Below are 17,827 nucleotides of genomic sequence, written 5' to 3' on the forward strand. Positions count from 1 at the left end.
CCCGCTCACCGATCCACGCCCACCCTCGGGTGGTACTCATGAGGGTCGCCCTGACGAAGGGAACCCTGCTGGTTCCTCCGACCTACTTCGCACTCTCGCACGCCCTCGCGATGCCGGAGCTCGATTGGCGGGCTTTCACACTCGCGGCGCGCATCACCGATCCGACCGTCACGGTCCCCATCAACGAGGCCGCTCCGCGCGCGCTCGGCAGTCCCCTCCCGCTTCGCGTGACCGCACAGGCACGAGGCATGGGACAGATGCGCCGCGCGATCACCGCCTGGAATCCGGACGTCATTCACCAGCACCAGGCGACCTGGTCCCTGCCGGCTGTGGGAGCTGCGCGGGAGACGGGGGTGCCCCTCGTGGTGACGCTCCACGGCGGGGACGCCTACCCGAGGCTCGGGCGCGGCGCGGGCGCCGCGTGGAACGCACGCAACCGCACGGCCGCCTTTGAGGGAGCGAGCCGGCTGCTGGCTGTCTCCCGTTACCTGGCAGACGTCACCTTAGGCGCGGGAGCAGATCCGGAGCGCCTGAGCGTGCACTATCAGGGCGTGGACACGCACTGGTGGACGTCTGCCTCGAACACAACAGAGTCGCGCGAGGAACCCATCGTCCTGTTCGTGGGCGCGCTCAGCCATCTCAAGGGGGTGGACGACCTGGCCCGGGCGTCCGCCACCCTCGTGGGGCGCCGCCCGCATCGCCTCGTCCTCGTGGGCGACGGGCCGCTGGCACCCGCACTGCGCGCGCACGCACCCGCCCACGTGACGTTCACGGGCCGACTGGATCGTGAGGGGGTGCGCGACTGGATGCGCCGCACCCGCGTCCTCGTCCTGCCCACGAAGCCGACGCAGGGGCGGCAGGAGGCTGCGGGACTCGTGCTGCTCGAAGCGCAGGCGTGCGGCGTTCCCGTCATCGCATATCGCACGGGCGGAACACCGGAGATGATCGCGCCCGGGGCCTCAATACTCTCGGATGAACGATCGCCGGACGCTCTCGCTCGCTCCATCGACGAGGCATTGGCTTGGTCCGAGGACGAACGCGCGGATCGCGGGGCGGCGTGCCGGGCGTGGGTGACACATGAGCGCTCGCTGCGCGGATCTGCGGATCAGCTGCGCGCGATCTACGCCGACGTGACGCGGTAGCGCCGCGCTCTACAGGTCGACCGAGCGACCGGTGGCGGCCGAGGACAGGATGGCCTCGACGACGCGCAGGTTATCCAGGGCCTCGTCCATGGTGACGTGCTCGCTTCCCACACCGAGGATCGCGTCGCGGAAGCGCTCGTGTTCGAGGGCGAGGGGCTCGCGCTTGGTGAGCGCGTAGCGCACAACCTGTCCCTCGCTCACCCCACGGAACGCTGCGATGGCGTCCCACTGCAGGGGCGCGTGGCCATTCTCGTAGAAGGTCAGGTCCCCCATCGCGGTGTCTGCAACGAGCGCGCCCCGCTCCCCCGTCACGATCGTCGTGCGGTCCTTGAAGGGGGTCAGCCAGTTGACGAGGTGGTTGACAAGGATACCGCCTGCAAGTACGCCCGAGGCGACCATCATGTCCTCGTGCACTCGCCCCGAGCGCACGGACGTGCGCGCGTAGATGCTCTCGTAGGGGGCACCGGCCACCCACGCGGCCAAGTCCACGTCGTGCGTAGCCAAGTCCTTCACCACGCCGACGTCGCTAATGCGGGCGGGGAAGGGCGACTGGCGGCGCGTCGCAATCTGCTCAATCGCTCCGAGCTGGCCCTCCGCGATCCGCCTGCGCATGTCAATGAGCGCCGGGTTGCAGCGCTCGACGTAGCCGACAGCGCCAACGAGGCCCGCGGCCGCAAAGGCGTCGCGGATGCGGTGGCCCGCCTCCACGCTCGTGGCGAGGGGCTTCTCGACGAGGGTGTGCACCCCGGCCTCGGCCAGCGCCAAGGCTGCGGCCTCGTGGTGTGCGGTAGGCGCGGCGATGATCGCGGCGTCGATGCCGACCTCGATGAGTTCCTCGACACCGCCCAGGACGGGCAGGTCACCGGCGACGCCGAATCGGTCGCCGCCCGGGTCAGCGAGGGCGACCAGGTCCACGCCGGCGGTGGCGCGGGCGTTGCGCACGTGGTGTCGGCCCATCGAGCCGATGCCGAGGATTCCGAGGCGAATACTCATGTCAGGCCCCCGCTTCCGCGAGTGCATTCACGGCCTCGACGATGCGCTCCAGCTCGCCGGGCGTCAGGGACGGGTAGATCGGCAGGGAGAGGACCTGGTCGGCTGCCTCGCGCGTGGCCGCAAGCCCCAGGCCGGGGGCAAAGCGGGCGAGGGAGGGCAGCTCGTGGTTCGGGATCGGGTAGTAGACGCCCGAGCCGACGCCGTATTCCTCGCGCAGCGCTGCGGCAAAGCCGTCGCGGTCCTCGGCCACGCGGATCGTGTACTGGTGGTAGACGTGCGTGGCGCCGGGCGCGACGTGCGGGACGGTGACGCCGCGCAGGTGGGCATCCAGGAAGGCGGCGTTGTCCTGACGTGCGCGCGTCCACTCGCCAACCTTCGTCAGCTGCACGCGTCCGATGGCGGCGTGGATGTCGGTCATGCGGTTGTTGAGGCCCACGATTTCGTTTGCGTAGCGCGTCTCCATGCCCTGGTTGCGCGCAAGTTTGACGCCGCGGATGATCTCGGGGTCGCTCGAGGTGACCATGCCACCCTCGCCGCTGGTCATGTTTTTCGTCGGGTAGAAGGAGAAGGCCGCGAAAGCGCCGAAAGAGCCGACCGCGCGCCCGTGCAGGCTCGCGCCGTGGGCCTGGGCGGCGTCTTCGAAGACCATAAGCCCATGCGCATCGGCGATCGCCTGCAGCGCGTCCATGGGGGCAGGGTGGCCGTAGAGATGGACGGGCATGATGGCCCGCGTACGCGGCGTGATCGCGGCCTCGACGGCGGCAGGCGACAGGGTAAACGTGAGCGGGTCGATGTCGGCGAACACGGGGGTCGCGCCCGTGATGGCGACCGAGTTGGCGGTGGCCGCGAAGGTGAACGAGGGGACGATGACCTCGTCGCCCGGACCGATCCGGGCGGCGAGCAGGCCCAGGTGCAGTGCCGAGGTCCCCGAGTTGACCGCGATCGCCTGCACCCCGGGCACCAGGGCGGCACAGAACTCCTCCTCGAAGGCGGCGACCTGGGGTCCCTGGGCGATCATTCCCGTGCGCATGACGGCTGCGACCGCGTCGATCTCCTCCTCGCCGATGAGCGGGCGTGCGGGTGGGATGAACGGCTGTGTCACTGCTGGTCCTCGCTGGTTTGGTGAGGCGTCTCGGCGTCATTCGGGGACGAGGCCTGGACCTCCTCGGGCGACAGGGCACCGTCTCGCTCGGCGTAGCGGCGGCCCGAGGCCGGACACACCCACGTGCGCTCCCCGGCCTCGTTCCCGGCGTCATCGGAAGCCTCAAGGGGCAGCCCGGCCTCGCCGACCCACCCGACGCGGCGCGCGGGGACGCCGACGACGAGCGCGTAGGGGGCCACGTCACGGGTAACGACCGCGCCCGCACCGACCGACGCCCACTCCCCGATGCGCACGGGGGCCACGCACACGGCGCGTGCGCCGATGGCGGCGCCGCGCTCGACGGTGACGCCGACGCGGTCCCAATCGCTCGCGCTCTTCAGGCTGCCGTCGGCGTTGATCGCGCGAGGAGCGTGATCATTCGTGAAGACGGCCGCGGGGCCGACAAACACTCCGTCAGCCAGGGATGCGGGCTCGTAGACGAGCGCGTAGTTCTGGATCTTGCAGCGCGCACCGACTCTCACGCCTTCGCCGATGTAGGCTCCACGTCCAACGATCGTCTCCTCCCCAATGCGCGCGTTCTCGCGCACCTGGGCGAGGTGCCAGACGCGCGCGCTGGGAGCGACGATCGCGCTGGGGGCGACGTCGGCGCTGGGCTCGATCACGGGGTCTCCCTGTCGTTGTCTGCTTACGTGCGTGCGCGCATTGGGGCGCGCGGCGCCCTCTCGGATACCCAACACTATAGGCGCGCGCCCATCCCGATGTGCGACACTAATCAAATGCACATCGGCTCCGACACGTGGGTGGTGATCCCAGCGTTCAACGAGGCGTCCGTCATCGGGGGCGTCGTCGCGGGAGTCCGCACCTTTTTTCCACGTGTCCTCGTCGTCGATGACGCCTCAAGTGACAACACTGCTGCCATCGCTCGCGCCGCTGGAGCCTACACCGCGAGACACCCGCTCAATCTAGGGCAGGGCGCTGCCCTCCAAACCGGCTTCGATGCAGCCCTCGCCCGCGGGGCGCAATACGTGGTTACTTTCGATGCCGACGGCCAGCACGACCCCGCCGAGGCGGCAGCCATGGTCGAGCGGGCACACCGGGAGGACCTCGCGTTCGTCCTCGGATCTCGTTTCCTGTCGGGGTCTCCGTCGTCGGCGGGTAGGGTCAAACGCGCCATGCTGCGCCTCGGAGCTTTGGTGGCCCGGCTGCGCACGGGCTTGGATCTCACTGACACGCACAACGGGCTACGTGTTATCCGCGCCGATGCCCTCGCCCACGTGCATCTCACCCACGCACGCATGGCCCACGCCTCGCAGATCGTCTCCCAGCTGGCCGCCTGTGGCCTGCCCGGCGCCGAGCACCCGGTGACGATTTCCTACACGGACTATTCGCAGGCGAAGGGCCAACCTCTGCTCAACTCCGTCAACATCGTCGTCGACCTCGCGTTGGGGGGACGATGAGCGCATACCTCGCCATCCGCATCCTCCTGCTCCTCGCCCTCGCGCTCACCGCGTGGTGGCTGGTGCGCCCGGTGTCCTCGGCCTCGTCCCTCGCGATGCGCCGCATCGGCATCGGAGCGGTCGTCGCCGCGGCTATCGTGGCCATCCTCGTGCCCTCCGTGGCCAACACGGCCGCCCGCGCGATCGGCGTTGAGCGTGGCGTCAACCTGATCGTCTACGGCCTCGTCATCGCGTTGATCGCGCAGATGGTGACCGGCTATCGGCGCGAGGCCCGCGCTGAGGAACGCATGGCCGCGCTGGCCCGGTCCCTTGCCCTCGCGCACGTCCTCCCGCCCAACGATCCGGGGGACGCGAGCACCGAGACGAGCAGCTCACACGCCGATACGAGCGGAGTGGAACGCGCCGCTAACGGCCCTTCTTCCCCGACAAACACGCCAGATAACGATATGGTTACGAATGATGAGTAACGTGAATCTGAGACCGATCCAGCACTCGGCCGTCAACTTCGGACGCTTCGGCTTCCTGCGTGGCGCACTCGCCGTGCTCCTGGCCGGCGTCCTGTTCGTCGTGTCCTCTGCAGGCTTCGTCTACGCCAAGCTGAGCACTCAGTTCGCCAACCGCGTCGTCAACATCGACGCCTACGCGAGCGACGAACAGAATAAGGCCACCCCTGATTCGTTCGAAGGACGCGCCGTCAACATCCTCGTGGTCGGCACCGACTCGCGTAACGGCGCCAGCGGCGAGCTGGGCGCGGGCGACACAGATGACGTTCCTGGCCTGCGTAACGACTCGACGATGGTGATTCACGTCAGCGCCGACCGCTCCCGCGTGCAGATCGTCTCCATCCCCCGCGACACCCTCGTGGACATCCCGGCGTGTAAGCACCGCGATGGCACCACCAGCGAGCCCACCACGGACGACATGTTCAACAACGCGATGGTCTACGGCGCGGACGGTGGCGACGAACCGGAAGACATCGGCCCCGGTATCGCATGCGTGCGATCGACCGTCGAAAAGCTCTCCGGCATGTCCATCGACGCCTTCATGGTCGTTGATTTCGCGGGCTTTGTTAACATGATCGACTCCCTGGGTGGCGTCTGGTTCAACATCCCCGAGCGCATCGACGATGACTCGGCCCAGCTCTACATCGACGCGGGTTGCTGGAAGCTCTCAGGCACGCACGCGCTGGCCTACATGCGCTCGCGTAAGGGCCAGGGCGACGGCTCAGACATTTCCCGTATCGGCCGCCAGCAGCAGCTGATTTCCGCGATGCTACGCGAGCTGCAGGACAAGAACTACGTGACGGATCCCGGCTCGCTCATCAACTTCCTGCAGGCTGCGATTTCCTCCGTGAACGTGTCCCCCAACCTGGGCAACGCCAGCTCGGACGCATCCCTGCTCATCAACGTCCTGCAGAACATCGATCGCTCCAACATTCAGTTCGTGACGATGCCGGTCGAGGAGCCCTCCTGGGATCCGAACCGCCGCATCGCATCTGAGCCGATGGCCCACAACGTGTGGAACGCCCTGAAGAACGACCAAGCCCTGCCCGTGGGCACGACCTACACGGACGGCAACGGCGCACAGCTTGTCGTTCCCGATCCGACCGCAACGACGGCTCCTTCGACGCAGGCGCCGACCACCGACCCCAGCTCGGAGGAGACCACCACGGATAACACCGCACAGTCCGCCTCCGTCGCGAATAACGCAGCGAACGAGGAAGCCGCCAAGCAGACAGCCGCCACCTGCCCGCCGAAGAACCAATGAGCAATCCTCCTTCGTTTACGCCTGACCCGAAGCGACGCCGCCCCGGATCCGACGACGCTCACGTCATCGGTGAGGAGGTGCGCGGTGGCGCGCCCACTCCCCCGCCGGAGGCTCTGGCCCCGCAGATGTGGAGAATCTCGGACGACGAGGCCGCGGCGGCCCGCCCGCTGATGCCCCGCACCCTGGATCAGCCGCAGAGGGACTCTCAGTCGATTTTCCCGCGCCGTACCCCAGCCCAGCAGCCGCCGTCGTTCCAGCCGGCCTCGGCGGCCAACCCGCCGTCCTACGCGCCGGGTTCCGGCCGCTCGTCCGGCTCAGGCACGTACGCGCCGTCGGGCATCGGGCCCCGACAGGTGACGATCAATCGCTCCCAGAGTGCACCCGCGCCGGCCCCCGCGCCGGCCGCTCCCGCGGCCCCGGCTACAAAGCCGAGGCGACGCAAGCGCCGCCATCCGATTCTCAAGACCCTGTGCCTGTTCCTGGTCCTCGTCCTCGCGTGGGGCGGATTCCTCATGTGGGACGCCAACACCAACATGGGACGCGTGAGCGCCCTGTCGGGGGCCGCCGACACTCCGGGCACAACCTACCTGCTGGCGGGTTCCGACTCGCGCGCCGACGGTGCCGTCCAGGACGGCTTCAACGAATCCGAACGCGCCGACTCGATCATGCTCGTCAACGTCGCTCCAAACGGGCAGAAGGTCGCGCTGTCAATTCCGCGTGACACCTACGCGGAGATCCCGGGCGTCGGCTGGGATAAGATCAACGCCTCCTACGCTTACGGCGGCCCGCAGCTGCTCGTGGAGACCGTCGAAAAGCTGACGGGACTCACCATCGATCACTTCGTCCAGATCGGCATGGGTGCGGTGCCGGACATGGTGGACGCCGTCGGCGGCGTCGAGCTGTGCTACGACAGCGACGCGGACGACCAGTACTCCGGCCTGAAGTGGAGCGCCGGCTGCCACACGGTGGACGGCACGACCGCCCTGCAGTTCTCGCGCATGCGCTACCAGGACCCTGAGGGCGACATCGGCCGCACGAAGCGTCAGCGCCAGGTGATTTCGAAGGTCATTTCCTCGGCGGCCTCGCCCTCGACCCTCGTTAATCCCGCGAAGACCCTGCGCGTGGAGCGCGCCGGTTCGAAGTCCTTCACAATTGACGAGGATTCCTCTGTTGTGACGGTCGCGTCGCTCGTGTGGGCACTGCGCGGTGCCTCGTCGAATCAGATGATGGGCGTCCCCCCGATCGCGTCGCTGAACTTCACGACGAACGCCGGAGCCTCCGCTGTCCTGCTGCGCGATACGACCGCAGACGACTTCTTCGCCAAACTCCGTGCGGGCAGCCTTACGACCTCGGACCTCAACCAGGTCGACAGCGTGTAGCCCTCACCCCGAAACCTCGCGCGACCAACCAGACAAAGAACTCCGGCCTCGTTCCCTCTAAAGGGAATGAGGCCGGAGTTCTTCAGGCCCTACAGGCACCCTCAGGAGCCGGGAACGGTGATCGGGCGCGGCCCCGCCTGCCAGCCCTCCCAGGCGGAGGTGAGGATCTCGTCGAGGCCGTTGTTGGCCTTCCAGCCCAGGTCCACGCCGATGGACAGCGGATCGCCGATCAGCTTGGGCGGGTCGCCCGCGCGGCGGTCCAGCTCATCGACTGGGAAGTCCCAGCCGATGACGCGGCGCAGACCGTCGATGATCTCGCGCACGGAGGTACCCAGGCCGGTGCCCACGTTGTAGGTGTGGTGGTCAGGCTGGCGGCCCTCGGCGAGCACATCCAGGGCGGCGATGTGGGCCTCGGCCAGGTCCAGGACGTGGATGTAGTCGCGCACGCAGGTGCCGTCCGGGGTGTCGTAGTCGGTGCCGAAGATTTTGGCGCTCTCGCCGCGCTCAATGCGGTCAAGGACCATGGGGATCAGGTTCATGATCGCCGGGTCGGCCAGGTCGGGCCAGCCGGCGCCCGCGACGTTGAAGTAGCGCAGGCCGATCCACTTCAGGTCCCAGGCACGCTCGCAGTCGGCCATCATCCACTCGCCGATCAGCTTGGTTTCGCCGTAGGGGTTGATGGGGTGTCCGGCCATGTCTTCGGTGACAACCTCTGCGGTGGGGATGCCATAGACGGCGGCCGAGGAGGAGAAGATCATCTGGTCGACGCCCGCGTCCTCCATGGCGGCCAGCACGTTGGCCATGCCACCGATGTTCTGCTGGTAGTACCAGGTGGGGCGTGCGACGGACTCGCCGACCTGCTTGCGTGCGGAGAAGTGGATGACGGCCGTGACGTCCTCGTCCATCATGAGGTTGGAGAGAACGGAACGGGCTTCATCGGTAGCGACATCGAGGCGAACCAGGGGCGTATCCCCGATCCTGGCCGCGTTGGAGGTGGACAGGTCGTCGACGACGACGACGCGATCCCCGCGCTGACGCAGGAGGCGGACAACGTGTGCGCCGATGTAGCCGGCGCCGCCACAAACGAGAATGCTCATGGCTTCAGGATACGACGCGCCGCCCCCTCGCGGCTACCCGCGCGGGGCTTGTGTTGTCGGGCGTCAGCGAGCCTGCGAGACACGCTGGGCGAGAGCCGCCCCCTTTGCGCTGGCCACGTCGCGTAGGTCCTTCTGGAAGTCGCGCATCGAGGCGCGCAGGGATCCGGCGCGTTCCCCTTCGCCGGCTCCGAGGATCCGGGCAGCGAGCAGCCCCGCGTTACGCGCGCCTGCGATCGACACGGTCGCGACGGGCACGCCCGCGGGCATCTGGACGATGGAGTGCAGGGAGTCGACGCCATCGAGGTGCTTGAGGGGCACGGGCACGCCGATGACGGGCAGTTCGGTGAGTGCGGCGAGCATGCCGGGCAGGTGGGCCGCTCCCCCGGCTCCCGCGATGATGACGCGCAGGCCGCGCGCGGAGGCGGATCGACCGTACGCGACCATGTCCTCGGGCATACGGTGGGCGGAGACGACGCCAACCTCGCAGGCGATGCCGAATTCGGCGAGGGCACCGACGGCCGCTTCCATCGTGGGCCAGTCAGAGTCGGAGCCCATGACGACGCCGACGAGAGGGTTGTCGCCGGTGACGGTCAGCTGGATGTCGAGCTCGGTGGTCATGGGCGGTCCTTTCAAGAGAGAACGAGGCCGGGGCACCTGGTCCCTCGGCCGCGGACGGGTGGGAGGGTTAGCTGGTGGGGGTCTCGCCCTTCAGGGCGTTGACAGCTGCCCGAGCACGCTCAAGAGCGAGGGCGGGATCTGCATCGACGACGGTGACGTGGCCGAGCTTGCGTCCGGGACGCACCTCCTTGCCATAGAGGTGAACCTTCGCTCCCGTTCCCCCGGCTGCGAAGGCTGCCGCGAGGGCGCGCGCGGGCTGAGCGTGGGAGGAGCCGAGCAGGTTAACCATGACGACATGCGTGCCCGGTGCGCGCAGCTGCGTGGAGCCCAGCGGCAGGTCGAGGACGGCACGCAGGTGCTGCTCGAATTGGCTCGTGACGGCCCCATCGATGGTCCAGTGTCCCGTGTTGTGGGGGCGCATGGCGAGCTCGTTGACGAGGACGCGTTCGTCCGCGCCCTCGCCGACGACGAACATTTCCACGGCGAGGACGCCGGTGACACCCAGCTCGGATGCGATGCGCTCACCGATGCGCTGGGCCTCAGCGGCCGTCTCGGGCCGGATGCCGGCGGCTGGAGCGGTGACCTCGGCGCACACGCCGTCGATCTGCACGGTGGAGGCGACGGGCCACGAGGCGATCTCACCCGAGGGGGTGCGCGCGAGGAGGGCAGCCACCTCGCCGGTGAAGGGAACCAGGGCCTCGGCCAGCAGGAGGCCGTTGCCCCACCAGGAGGACACGTCCGCGGGGCTGTGGGCGACTGCCACGCCGTGCCCGTCGTATCCGCCGCGCGGGGTCTTGACAATGAGGGGCCATCCGATCGTGGCGCCGAATTCGGCCAGCTGTGCCTCGTCCTCGACGCACGCCCATGCGGGGCACGGGATGCCCATCTCGGTGAGCCGCTCGCGCATGGCCAGTTTGTCCTGGGCGTACAGGAGGGCGCTGGCCGGGGGTTGAACGGAGACGAGGCGGGCAGCCTCCTCCATCGTGGGAGCCGGGATGTGCTCGTGCTCGAACGTGAGGACGTCCGCGCCGTCGATCAGCGCGCGGACCGCGTCCAGGTCGGCGGGCTCGCCCACCGCTTTGTCGACGGTCACCTGACCGGTCGAGCCGTCCGAGGCCTCGACGAGGGCCCGAAGATTGATACCGAGCGCGACCGCGCTCTCCTGCATCATGCGTGCGAGCTGTCCGCCGCCGATGACGGCAACGGTGGGAGGGGTCAGCATCTCGTGTTCCACGCCTTTCAATCTACTCCGCTGCTAGAAGCGCCGCGAGCGGCGTCCCATGGACATGAGGGGACCTTCGGGCATCACGCGATCGGGGTCGAGGGACGCGGGGATCGCGGCGACCGACACGGTGAAGACCGGCGGCTTGTTCGTCTTGAGCTCGAGACGCCCGCCCATCGCCTGGGCGAGGTCGTGGGCCAGGGCCAGGCCGATACCCGTCGACCCGTGGCCGGAGACGCCCTTATGGAAGATGTCGGGGGCCAGGGACTCGTCGATGCCCTCGCCTTCGTCGCTCACCTCAATGACGACGCCGCGCTTGGAGGTGCCCGCGTGCGCCCACACGCGCGTGGTCCCGCCGCCGTAGCGCAGCGAGTTTTCGATGAGGGTCGCCAGGACCTGCCCGAGCTTTCCGGCATCGGCCAGGATCGGACGCTCGGCCTCGTCGAGGAAAACGAGGGGACGTCCCGCCGCCTCGAATTGGTCCTCCCACTCCTCGCGCGCAGTGTTGAAGACCTCGAGAATGTGAATGGCCTCTGTCTGACTGGTCTCGCGTTTGGAAACGTCGAGCAGCTCCGTGACCACGTTGGTCATGCGTTCCACCTGTTCGAGGCAGGTGCGGGCTTCGGCGCGCACCTCGTCCTCTGTGGAGATGAGTTCGATTTCCTCCAGGCGCATGGACAGGGCGGTCAGCGGCGTGCGCAGCTGGTGGGAGGCGTCGGCGGCAGCCTGTCGCTCGGCTGCGAGTCGGCCCGCCATACGTTCACCGGTGCGAGCGAGTTCTTCGGAGACCAGGTCGATCTCTTCGATGCCTGACTTCTCTACGCGGGCGCGCACGCCGCCGGAGCCGATCTGCTCGGCCTGGGCGGCCAGGTAGATGAGTGGGGCCGAGAGCTCACGCGACAGGGAGCGCGCGAGCACCCAACCGATCACCATGGAAGCAACCATGCCGCCGCCGAACATCGCACACGTCCACGCGATGCGGTTCAGAGCATTCGACGCCGACGCTGTGAGCTGCACGGAAACGCCGCTCGGAGACGAGGCCAGGGCGGTCATGGTCTGCCCCGGAAACACCTTGCTGTTGGTGACGAGGTTGGCCTCGGGAACCTTAATGCGGTAGCCGAGTTCGTTCCCGCGGCTGTTCGCCTGATCCGCTACGAGCGAGGCAAGGGTTGCGGGGTCGTTCCCCTCCCCCACGGCACGCCTACGCTCGATGTTTTGGAGGATTAGCTGCGCCTGAACATCAAGGCTGCGCTGTTCGGATGACCAGATGGAGGCCGACGCGAAGAAGGCGCCGGGCAGGCCCATCAGCACGCACACGACGGCGACGATGGAGACGATCATCCTCACCGCGCGAGCGCGCATGGCGGGCCTCCCTCAGCGACGCGCTCAGCGAGCGTTCTCGAAGCGGAATCCCATTCCGCGCACGGTCGTGATGTAGTGCGGGTCGGTCGCGTCGTCACCGAGCTTGCGACGCAGCCACGACACGTGCATGTCGAGTGTCTTCGTGGAGCCGGTCGGATCCGAGCCCCACACCTCACGCATGAGGGTGTCGCGAGCAACGACGGAACCGGCCTCGCGCAGGAGCACGCGCAGCAGGTCGAATTCCTTGGCCGTCAGGCTAAGCTCAACATCGCCCACGAAGGCGCGATGCGCGGCGACATCCATGCGAATGTCCTGAGCGCGCAGCTCACCCTCGACAGGTTCGGCAGCCTGGCGACGCAGGAGTGCCCGCACGCGAGCCAGGAGCTCCGCGAGGCGGAAGGGCTTCGTCACGTAGTCGTCTGCGCCCGCGTCCAGGCCGACGACCATGTCGACTTCGTCCGTGCGCGCAGTGAGGATCAGAATCGGGACTCGGTTGCCGGAGGAGCGGATCTCGCGGGCGACATCCAGGCCATCCATGTCGGGCAGGCCGAGGTCCAGGACGACCAGGTCAACGCCGCGAACATCTGCGAGGGCTTCAGCGCCTGTCGCGTGTGCGCGCACGTCGTAGCCTTCCCTGCCCAGCGCACGGGCGAGGGGCTCGGAGATGGCCGGATCGTCTTCAACGAGGAGAACTGTAGTCACGCTTACATCTTAGCAATTCTGAACCAAAACTTGCACCGTTCTTGACCCATTATGCGGGCCGGTCAAGCACTCGTTCACACTGCGAGATGAACGTTATTTAACAACGCTTGAGAGCAGGTAGGGCGAGACAGGGCCGAAACCGCGCAAGTCCGCGGTTGGGAACTCTTCGAGTTCGTAGCCGTCGCCGACCTCACCAGCAGCAATGGCGGCAGCCGTGGTCGGATCGGTAAGGATCTTACCCACCGGAGCAATGTCCACGAGGCGAGACGCGAGGTTCACCGTGGGTCCGAAGACGTCACCCGATCGCGAGAAGACATCTCCGCGCACGAAGGATGCTCGAACGGGCAGCATCTCATCGTCGGCGTTCAGCCTCTCGATGAGGGCAGTGGCCACGCGCAGACCGGTCGGCAGGTCATCGGCGATGTAGAGGACGGCGTCACCAATCATCTTGACGACGCGACCCCCCTCCTCAATGACAGCGTTACGGCTCTCCTCCTCGAAGCGCTCAATGAGACCCACGAGGGCATCACCGAGGATAGTCGAGGACGACGTGTAGGACACCATGTCGACAAAGCCGAGGCAGCGGTTGAGCGGGAATCGGTTATGCCGCTCCTCGTGCCCCCGTTGGGACACCTCGCGATCAAAACGGGACAGGGTTGCCTCAAGCTGACGCCGCCAGGCGTATGTGAACATCTCCTGGAAGACGTCGATGTACTCGCGCATATGGTCCAGCACGTACATGCGGGCCGTCGTGTCATCAAGCATCAGACGACGCATTGAATCCTCGACCAGCGCTTCGAACTGCCACAGGGCAAGGCGATCGGCCAGGTGAGCGTTGGCACGCAGGAGAGAGCGCGAGGTTGCCGTGTCAATGCCACCGGATTCGACGAGGTCATGCCAGCGACTGAAAACTTCCAGGTCGCGCTGAGAGAAAACCTTGTCGTCTGCGGTGGGAGCCTGGAAGCCAAGGGCAATCCAGAAACGAAAAACGCGCTCGATAGGCGTATTCGTCATCTCCGCGAGATCGCGGGCCGAATACGTCAAATGACCACCGAGAAGCTGAGGAACGTAGCTTGTTGCGGTCAGTTCATCAGGAGTTGCAGGGGACGAAGCCGCGTGCTCATCCATCGCAAATCCCTTCTCTTTGGGCTGACTCAACACCACATCAGCGGGTAACGGTATATCAGATCACTTTTCAAAGTCACATCGAGATTGTGACCTCGTACGTAGACAATTGTAGTAGTCTGATGAGTTTTTCACCAGGGTTTTGCACGTTTACCTGCGAAAACCCTCCATCTTGCAATAAATTTCAGTTTGTCTACACGCTTCTCGAACGATGGTCCACAATGTCCCTATGCGCCTTGTTCTTGCCTCTGCATCCCCGGCCCGCCGCGCAACACTCATTGCAGCGGGCATCACACCGATCGTCCAGGTTTCCACCGTTGATGAGGACGCCGTCCTCGCTGCGTTGCCCGACGGGCGCGCATTCTCGGGAGGCACGACCAACCCAGCGGACGAAGTTGCAGCGCTCGCCGCAGCCAAGTGTGCCGACGTCTGCAAAGCCCTGAGCACGCCCGGCACCAACGCCGAACTACCCGAGGGCGAGGCCGTCCTCGTCGTTGGCTGCGACTCCATGCTCGAGATCGACGGCCAGATGCTCGGCAAGCCCCACACCCCCGACGTAGCCCGCGAGCGCATCCGCGCCATGCGCCGCACGAGCGCCACCCTATGGACGGGCCACTCGGCCGCGATCCTCGCCCCGACCTCGTCGGATGACGACCAGAGGCACGAACGCACGATTACCGCAACCGTCACCTGCTCCGCCTCGACCCAGGTCCACTTCGGGGACATCTCGGATGCCGAGATCGACGCATACGTCGCCACCGGCGAGCCCCTGCACGTGGCTGGGTCCTTCACGGTGGATGGGCTGGGCGGCCCCTTCATCGAGGGCGTGACGGGCGATTATCACTCGGTCGTCGGCATCTCATTGCCGCTACTGCGCTCCATGGCCACCGAGCTTGGGGTGTTCTGGCCGGACCTGTGGGATGCGCCGCGCCCCTGAGTTTCGGCGCCAATCACCCCCACCATGCCCCGTACTGTAGGGGCATGGACAACAGCACTGCATGGGGCATCGGCCTCGCAACGATCACTCTGGACGGCACGACACTCGACACGTGGTACCCCGCCCCACACCTGGGCGATCCCGGGACTGACGAGGAGCTGGCGACCTCGCTGTCCGTGCTGGAGCGCGTCGATGACGCGCGCCGCGTGCGCACCGTCGTCGTGACCACGACGATTGACCTGCGGGAAGCCCCCGCTTCGACGGAGGACGCCTACCTGCGACTGCACCTGCTTTCCCACCGTCTGGTGAAGCCCAACACGATCAACCTGGACGGCATCTTCGCGGTGCTGCCCAACGTCGTGTGGACGGATGCAGGTCCGTGCGCCGTCGCCGACTTCGAGGCCACCCGCCTGCGCCTGCGCGCTCGCGACGGTCACCCCGTGACCGTGCAGGGCGTCGACAAGTTCCCGCCGATGGTCAACTACGTCCTGCCCTCCGGCGTTCGCATCGCCGACGGCACGCGCGTGCGCCTGGGCGCCTACCTGTCCGAGGGCACGACCGTCATGCACGCCGGCTTCGTCAACTTCAACGCGGGCACGCTGGGCCGCTCGATGGTCGAGGGCCGCGTCTCGCAGGGCGTCGTCATTGGCGATGGCTCTGATGTGGGCGGCGGCGCCTCCACGATGGGCACCCTCTCGGGCGGCGGCAAGCAGCGTGTGCGCCTGGGCGAGCGCTGCCTGCTGGGCGCAAACTCGGGCCTGGGCATCGCGCTCGGCGACGACTGCGTGGTCGAGGCCGGACTGTACGTGACCGCCGGAGCGAAGGTCACGCTCATCGATTCTTCCGGCGAGGCCGAGCCGCGCACGGTTGCCGCACGCGAGCTCTCGGGCGCATCGAACATCCTGTTCCGCCGCAACTCCCAGACGGGCCGCATCGAGGCCATCGCCCGCGCAGGCGTCGTGGGTATCGAGCTCAACGACGCGCTGCACGCGTCGAACTGAGTCTTCTCACCAACGAGGCCGGGGCCGCCCAGGCCTCGCGAATGCGGCTCGCTGCGGCCTGAATACGCTCGTCGGTGGCGGTGAGGGCCACACGGACACGCCCGTGGGCTGCCGTGCCGTAGAAGTCGCCGGGCGCCACGAGGATGCCGAGCTCGGCCAGGCGATTCACGAGGGCCCACGAGTCGGTCGGATTCGCGCGGTCCGAGACCCACAGGTACAGGCCGGCCGCCGTGTCGGGGTCGACGTCGAAGCCTGCGTCGGTCAGCGCCTCGAGGAGGAGCGCGCGACGCACGGCGTAGACGCTGCGCTGGCGTTCCACGTGTTCGGTGTCGCGGAGGGCAACCGCCATCGCGTGCTGGACGGGGGCGGGCACCATGAGTCCGGAATGCTTGCGCACGCTGACGATTGGTGCGACCAGCGCGGGGTCACCATAGATGAGGGCACCGCGGTAGCCTGCGAGGTTCGACTGCTTGGACAGCGAGTACAGGACGAGGAGGCCGCTCGCGTCGCCATCGCACACGTCCGTATCGAGCAGGGAGGGCACGCCCTCGCTCACGTAGGGCTCCGACCAGGGCAGGGCGGCGTAGCACTCGTCGGAGACGACGACGGCGCCGTGGGAGCGCGCCCAGGCGACGACCGCGCGCAGCTCGTCCTTGCTCATGACGTGCCCGTCGGGGTTGCCCGGGGAGTTCAGGTAGACGAGGGTGGCCTCGGGCCAGGCGTCAGGATTCTTCGGGTCGACAGCGACGGGGGTGGCACCGGCCAGGCGGGCGCCAATGTCGTAGGTCGGGTAGGCGACCTCGGGCACGAGGACCATGTCGCCGGGGCGCAGGCCCAGCAGGGCGGGAATCCAGGCGACGGCTTCCTTCGACCCGATCGTTGGGATGACGCCACCGTGGCCAACATCGACCATGCCTCGGCGCTGTCCCCATGCGAGGATCGCGTCTCGCACCTCGGCAGTTCCGATCACCGTCGGGTAGCCGTGCGCGTTGGAAGCGTCGGCGAGTGCCTCGCGGATGAACGCCGGGGTGTCGTCGACCGGAGTTCCGACGCTCAGATCACAAATTCCCCCGGGATGTTCAGTGGCACGCGCCTTGGCGGGTGCCAGCTGATCCCAGGGGAATTCGGGCAGGTCAAGAGGGCGAGGAAGGATCGTTGTCATACCCCTACCCTATCGACTGTCAGAGATTTTCGGCCTTCCATTCCTCATTCTGAGGCGGCAGCGCGGCGATCATCGGATCGTCGAAGTCCTGGACGCCGGTCTTCTGGGCGCCACCGGGGCTGCCCAGATCGTTGAAGAAGTCGACGTTGGCGCGCAGGTAGTCGGACCACTCGGAGGGCAGGTCGTCCTCGTAGAAGATGGCCTCGGTCGGGCACACGGGCTCGCATGCACCGCAGTCCACGCACTCCTCGGGATGGATGTAGAGCGAACGGGCACCCTCGTAGATGCAGTCGACGGGGCACTCGTCCACGCATGCGCGATCCTTGACGTCCACGCAGGGCTGCGCGATGACGTAGGTCATGAGACGTTCCTCCTGGTCAGTTCTAAAGACTCGTTGGTTCTATTATTCACGTATGAGTAGCCCCGAGTCACCCCGCGTCCCCGACAGCGCTGCAAGCGGCGAGAATACGCCGATTCAGCACACCGAGACCGAAGGGGCGCGCGAGGAATTTTCCACACGCGCGACTGGCGCAATTCCCCAGCTGCCGTGGATGAGCTTCGCGGTCGGCGAGAGGATCGTCATCCGCTACCGTCTGGCAGACGGCCTGCACGACGCTCTGGGAGAGGCGCTCGAGGTGGCCCCCACGCACGTCACGGTCGCGACGAGGCGTGGGCCGGTTCGCGTGGATGCCCGCACGATGGTGACGGGCAAGCGCGTACCTCCCCCGCCCACCATCTAGCGAGCAGGGAAGCAGGCGCGG

19 protein-coding genes are annotated in these 17,827 nt (G+C 67.3%); 8 read left to right on the forward strand and 11 right to left on the reverse strand.

All coding sequences use genetic code 11. The annotated features are described in order from the left end of the window. The first annotated feature begins 38 nt into the window (after positions 1–38). Positions 39–1,142, forward strand: coding sequence for a glycosyltransferase (locus tag ACTODO_RS00580; protein WP_003790174.1), 1,104 nt, complete (start codon positions 39–41; stop codon positions 1,140–1,142). Between the two features lie 9 nt (positions 1,143–1,151). Here the strand turns inward: ACTODO_RS00580 and ACTODO_RS00585 are convergent, their stop codons facing one another. From ACTODO_RS00585 to ACTODO_RS00595, 3 genes are read right to left on the reverse strand one after another with little or no spacing between them, the layout of a single operon-like run. Continuing rightward, positions 1,152–2,135: a Gfo/Idh/MocA family protein gene (locus ACTODO_RS00585; protein ID WP_208853674.1), complete on the reverse strand. Its 984-nt coding sequence runs from the start codon at positions 2,133–2,135 to the stop codon at positions 1,152–1,154. 1 nt (position 2,136) lies between these two features. Continuing rightward, the gene (locus ACTODO_RS00590) at positions 2,137–3,237 is read right to left on the reverse strand and encodes a DegT/DnrJ/EryC1/StrS family aminotransferase (protein ID WP_003790177.1); all 1,101 of its coding nucleotides are present in this window, start codon (positions 3,235–3,237) and stop codon (positions 2,137–2,139) included. Continuing rightward, positions 3,234–3,899, reverse strand: coding sequence for an acyltransferase (locus tag ACTODO_RS00595; protein WP_003790179.1), 666 nt, complete (start codon positions 3,897–3,899; stop codon positions 3,234–3,236). Before ACTODO_RS00595 ends, ACTODO_RS00590 begins: the two co-directional genes overlap by 4 nt. 114 nt (positions 3,900–4,013) lie before the next feature. Here ACTODO_RS00595 and ACTODO_RS00600 point away from each other — a divergent pair, with 114 nt between their 5' ends. The 4 genes from ACTODO_RS00600 to ACTODO_RS00615 are packed head-to-tail and all read left to right on the forward strand — an operon-like array spanning position 4,014 to position 7,840. Beyond that, on the forward strand, positions 4,014–4,694 hold the full coding sequence (locus ACTODO_RS00600; protein ID WP_244262487.1) for a glycosyltransferase family 2 protein: 681 nt from the start codon (positions 4,014–4,016) through the stop codon (positions 4,692–4,694). Next, positions 4,691–5,161 (forward strand): DUF2304 domain-containing protein, encoded by a 471-nt coding sequence (locus tag ACTODO_RS00605; protein ID WP_003790183.1) that lies wholly within the window; start codon positions 4,691–4,693, stop codon positions 5,159–5,161. The genes ACTODO_RS00600 and ACTODO_RS00605 overlap by 4 nt, the downstream gene beginning before the upstream one ends. Next, the gene (locus ACTODO_RS00610; RefSeq protein WP_003790184.1) at positions 5,151–6,461 is read left to right on the forward strand and encodes an LCP family protein; all 1,311 of its coding nucleotides are present in this window, start codon (positions 5,151–5,153) and stop codon (positions 6,459–6,461) included. The genes ACTODO_RS00605 and ACTODO_RS00610 overlap by 11 nt, the downstream gene beginning before the upstream one ends. Next, the gene (locus ACTODO_RS00615) at positions 6,458–7,840 is read left to right on the forward strand and encodes an LCP family protein (protein ID WP_034511737.1); all 1,383 of its coding nucleotides are present in this window, start codon (positions 6,458–6,460) and stop codon (positions 7,838–7,840) included. Before ACTODO_RS00610 ends, ACTODO_RS00615 begins: the two co-directional genes overlap by 4 nt. 101 nt (positions 7,841–7,941) lie before the next feature. On the opposite strand, the gene galE is transcribed toward ACTODO_RS00615, so the two are convergent. The 6 genes from galE to ACTODO_RS00645 all read right to left on the reverse strand — a co-directional run bounded on the left by galE (position 7,942) and on the right by ACTODO_RS00645 (position 13,969). After that, positions 7,942–8,937: a UDP-glucose 4-epimerase GalE gene (gene galE / locus ACTODO_RS00620; protein ID WP_003790188.1), complete on the reverse strand. Its 996-nt coding sequence runs from the start codon at positions 8,935–8,937 to the stop codon at positions 7,942–7,944. Positions 8,938–9,000: 63 nt separating this feature from the next. Next, positions 9,001–9,555 (reverse strand): 5-(carboxyamino)imidazole ribonucleotide mutase, encoded by a 555-nt coding sequence (gene purE, locus ACTODO_RS00625; RefSeq protein WP_003790190.1) that lies wholly within the window; start codon positions 9,553–9,555, stop codon positions 9,001–9,003. A gap of 67 nt (positions 9,556–9,622) precedes the next feature. Continuing rightward, the gene (locus ACTODO_RS00630; RefSeq protein ID WP_003790192.1) at positions 9,623–10,777 is read right to left on the reverse strand and encodes a 5-(carboxyamino)imidazole ribonucleotide synthase; all 1,155 of its coding nucleotides are present in this window, start codon (positions 10,775–10,777) and stop codon (positions 9,623–9,625) included. A 33-nt stretch (positions 10,778–10,810) separates the two neighbouring features. Next, positions 10,811–12,139 (reverse strand): HAMP domain-containing sensor histidine kinase, encoded by a 1,329-nt coding sequence (locus tag ACTODO_RS00635; RefSeq protein WP_003790194.1) that lies wholly within the window; start codon positions 12,137–12,139, stop codon positions 10,811–10,813. A gap of 24 nt (positions 12,140–12,163) precedes the next feature. After that, positions 12,164–12,841 (reverse strand): response regulator transcription factor, encoded by a 678-nt coding sequence (locus tag ACTODO_RS00640; RefSeq protein ID WP_003790196.1) that lies wholly within the window; start codon positions 12,839–12,841, stop codon positions 12,164–12,166. A gap of 93 nt (positions 12,842–12,934) precedes the next feature. Continuing rightward, positions 12,935–13,969, reverse strand: a complete 1,035-nt coding sequence (locus ACTODO_RS00645) for an adenylate/guanylate cyclase domain-containing protein (RefSeq protein WP_034511740.1) — start codon at positions 13,967–13,969, stop codon at positions 12,935–12,937. 226 nt (positions 13,970–14,195) lie between these two features. Here ACTODO_RS00645 and ACTODO_RS00650 point away from each other — a divergent pair, with 226 nt between their 5' ends. Together ACTODO_RS00650 and dapD are read left to right on the forward strand one after the other, a co-directional pair. Further along, the gene (locus ACTODO_RS00650; RefSeq protein WP_003790199.1) at positions 14,196–14,903 is read left to right on the forward strand and encodes a Maf family protein; all 708 of its coding nucleotides are present in this window, start codon (positions 14,196–14,198) and stop codon (positions 14,901–14,903) included. 44 nt (positions 14,904–14,947) lie between these two features. After that, the gene (gene dapD, locus ACTODO_RS00655) at positions 14,948–15,904 is read left to right on the forward strand and encodes a 2,3,4,5-tetrahydropyridine-2,6-dicarboxylate N-succinyltransferase (protein WP_003790201.1); all 957 of its coding nucleotides are present in this window, start codon (positions 14,948–14,950) and stop codon (positions 15,902–15,904) included. Here dapD and dapC read toward each other — a convergent pair. Together dapC and fdxA are read right to left on the reverse strand one after the other, a co-directional pair. Then, positions 15,876–17,066 (reverse strand): succinyldiaminopimelate transaminase, encoded by a 1,191-nt coding sequence (gene dapC / locus ACTODO_RS00660; protein WP_003790202.1) that lies wholly within the window; start codon positions 17,064–17,066, stop codon positions 15,876–15,878. The genes dapD and dapC overlap by 29 nt on opposite strands. 19 nt (positions 17,067–17,085) lie before the next feature. After that, positions 17,086–17,427, reverse strand: coding sequence for a ferredoxin (gene fdxA / locus ACTODO_RS00665; protein WP_003790208.1), 342 nt, complete (start codon positions 17,425–17,427; stop codon positions 17,086–17,088). Positions 17,428–17,479: 52 nt separating this feature from the next. Here fdxA and ACTODO_RS00670 point away from each other — a divergent pair, with 52 nt between their 5' ends. Then, positions 17,480–17,806, forward strand: a complete 327-nt coding sequence (locus ACTODO_RS00670) for a putative acetyltransferase (RefSeq protein WP_003790210.1) — start codon at positions 17,480–17,482, stop codon at positions 17,804–17,806. Positions 17,807–17,827 lie beyond the last annotated feature (21 nt).

It is taken from the genome of Schaalia dentiphila ATCC 17982 (assembly GCF_000154225.1).
Lineage (GTDB): Bacteria > Actinomycetota > Actinomycetes > Actinomycetales > Actinomycetaceae > Pauljensenia > Pauljensenia dentiphila.